Here is a 2,946-nt window from a genome sequence, read left to right on the forward strand (position 1 = left end):
CACAAACAGGTCCCGCACCCGCGGCAACAATTCCGGATCAATGCCCGGGCCTTTGTCAGTCAGATGAATCGCCAACCAATGTTGGCCTTGCACCACTTCATGTTTGAAATTGATCAACAGCTCGGCGCCTTTACCGACCGCCTGAATGCTGTTGTTCGCCAGATTCTGCAAAGCACCAATCAGCGCTTCGCGATTGCAACGCAGATGCACGTGGGCACAACTGTTCAACCACTGGCAGTGGCTGGCGGAGGTGTTCAGCGGCACTTCCAGCGCTTCCGCCAGGCCATTTTGCAGATCCTCAACGGTGACGTAATCATTCAGGGGCAGCTCGCCTTTCACGAACAGCAACATGTCCTGAATCTGTCGCTCGATGTGATTGAGTCGGCTGGATAATTTGTCGGTAAACTCACCGCGACGTGACTCGTCCAGCTCACTATTGCGCAGGTGTCCTGCATACAACATGGCGGTCGAGAGCGGTGTACGGATCTGGTGTGCCAGTGCGGACATCATTTTGCCCAGGGCCGACAGCCGTTCGTGCCGACTGAGCTCGCTCTGTAACCGCCGGGTTTCGGTCAGGTCCGTCAGAAGAATGATCTGGCCATCGACACCCAGGTTGCGGGTCGCAATACGGATACGTCGCCCATCCTGCAGCGACACTTCATGCCCGTCATCACTGCGCGGCTTGAACGAGCGCGCAATGACCTCCCGCCAGGGCATGCCCTCCAGCGGCTCACCCAGAAGGTCCACGGCCACCGGATTAGCTTCAGTGACCCGCCCCGTGGAGTCGAGCACAATCACCCCGCCGGGCAGAAAATTGATCAGGTTATCGAGACGGTTGGCAATTTTTTCCTTTTCAACCTGAGCCTCACGGCGCTCTTTCTCGAGGCTGGACAGCTCACCGCTGAGCTCCGCCACCTTCCTCTCCAGCATTTCGTGGGAGGTCACCAACCGCTGGGACAGATCCTCAAACAGGTCAAAGCCCTGATCGCGCGCGCCATCCGCTTCACCTGCGGGGCCCGACGTCGACGGACGCAGACTGACCACGTCAGCCCTTGCACTGGCGGCGGACTTCTCGGAAATGGTCGATGCACCCTCAGCCATGGGGCACTCCCTCTGTCATGTTACGGGTTTCTGGCGCGAGGCCATTGCTTGATATCGGTTTTTGCAAGGAGGGTGCCAATCTGGTTTTCTTTTATTATTCAATAAGTTACAGGACTCAAATAAAACCCCAAGTCAATTTTCCGTCACCAAGCTCTCCGTAGGGCGGATCGGTCCGACGCTTCGGAGGCCGGAGGCCGCATCCGCCGCAACCAAAACCAAAGACCCCCATGCGAGATAGCTTCTTGAGGTAAACAAATCTACCGTGCGCTCCCCAAACAACTGTGTTATAGTCCGCGCTTCGGCGTCCTTCGGTCGGCGTCGCTCTTCTCTGATACCTCATCATGGCTCACCCAGACCGTACCCACATTTGCTGGGCAGGGATCGGGCCACAGGAAACACATTTCATGACATTTGCTGAACTCGGCCTTCGCGCCGAACTCCTGCGTGCGCTTGACGACGCGGGCTACTCCGTACCTACGCCCATTCAGGCCAAAGCCATTCCCACCGTCCTCCAAGGCGGCGATCTGATGGCGGCCGCCCAGACCGGTACCGGTAAAACCGCCGGCTTTACCCTGCCGCTGCTGGAAAACATGAGTCGTAAAGACGTATCCGGCCAGAAGTATCGCCCGGTGCGCGCGCTCATCCTGACGCCGACCCGCGAACTCGCCGCCCAGGTGCACGACAGCGTGCGCACCTATGGCAAGCATCTTCCGCTGCGCTCCACCGTGGTCTTCGGTGGGGTGAGCATCAACCCCCAGATGATGACGCTGCGCAAAGGCGTGGACATTCTGGTGGCCACACCGGGCCGCCTTCTGGACCTGGTACAGCAAAACGCTCTGCAACTGGACCGGGTGGAAACCCTGGTACTGGACGAAGCGGACCGCATGCTGGATATGGGCTTTATTCACGACATCAAAAAAGTCCTGAAGCTGCTACCCAAACAGAAACAGACCCTGTTGTTCTCCGCTACTTTCTCGGATGAGATCAAGCAACTGGCGGACAAGCTGCTGAACCAGCCCGAGCTGATCGAAGTCGCGCCGCGCAACACCACCGCCGAGCGCATCACCCAGCGGGTGCACCCGGTGGATCGCAATCGCAAGCGCGAGCTGTTGTCCTACCTTATTGGTGATGGTGACTGGAAGCAGGTGCTGGTATTCACCCGTACCAAACATGGCGCCAACCGCTTGACCGAGCAACTGCAGAATGACGGCATTACTGCCGCTGCAATTCACGGCAACAAGAGTCAGGGCGCACGTACCAAAGCACTGGCCGATTTCAAAAGCGGCAAGGTTCGCACTCTGGTCGCCACCGATATCGCCGCTCGCGGTATCGATATTGATCAGCTGCCCTACGTGGTGAACTACGAGCTGCCCAATGTGCCGGAAGATTACGTCCACCGCATCGGTCGCACCGGCCGTGCGGAACGTGAAGGTGTTGCAGTTTCATTGGTGTGCGTAGATGAACACAACTTCATGCGCAACATTGAGAAGCTGATCAAAACCAACGTGGAAAAAGTGGTGGTCGACGGCTTTGAGCCGGACCCGAGTATTCGCCCGGAGCCCATTCAGCTGGGTCGCCAGAACAATGGCGGCGGTCGGGGCCGAAGCGCCAAACCGGGCGGCAACCGTGCCCGCAACAACGCGCCGTCCAGCGCCCGCAAGAATAGCAATGGCGGTCGACCAAATCAGAAAAGTCGCCAACGGCGAGCATAAAACGAAGAACGAAAAACGGCACCCTCGGGTGCCGTTTTTGTTTTCGGTGAGTGTCGGATTACGGCCTTTGGCCTAATCCGACCTACGGGAGGCTTCTTGCGTAACTTTCTGTAGTCAGTTATAAGGTAGAAAA

General features: G+C 57.8%; 2 protein-coding genes. One reads left to right on the forward strand and one right to left on the reverse strand.

Translation table 11 applies throughout. From position 1 onward, the window contains the following. Positions 1 to 1,101, reverse strand: a 1,101-nt coding sequence (locus B3187_RS04390; protein WP_286804756.1) for a sensor histidine kinase, incomplete at its 3' end; no start/stop codon positions are given. A 404-nt stretch (positions 1,102 to 1,505) separates the two neighbouring features. Between B3187_RS04390 and B3187_RS04395 the strand changes: the two genes are divergently transcribed. Continuing rightward, positions 1,506 to 2,813 (forward strand): DEAD/DEAH box helicase, encoded by a 1,308-nt coding sequence (locus B3187_RS04395; protein WP_286804758.1) that lies wholly within the window; start codon positions 1,506 to 1,508, stop codon positions 2,811 to 2,813. Positions 2,814 to 2,946: the final 133 nt, after the last annotated feature.

Source organism: Marinimicrobium sp. UBA4209 (assembly GCF_002381585.1).
GTDB classification, from domain to species: domain Bacteria; phylum Pseudomonadota; class Gammaproteobacteria; order Pseudomonadales; family Cellvibrionaceae; genus Marinimicrobium; species Marinimicrobium koreense.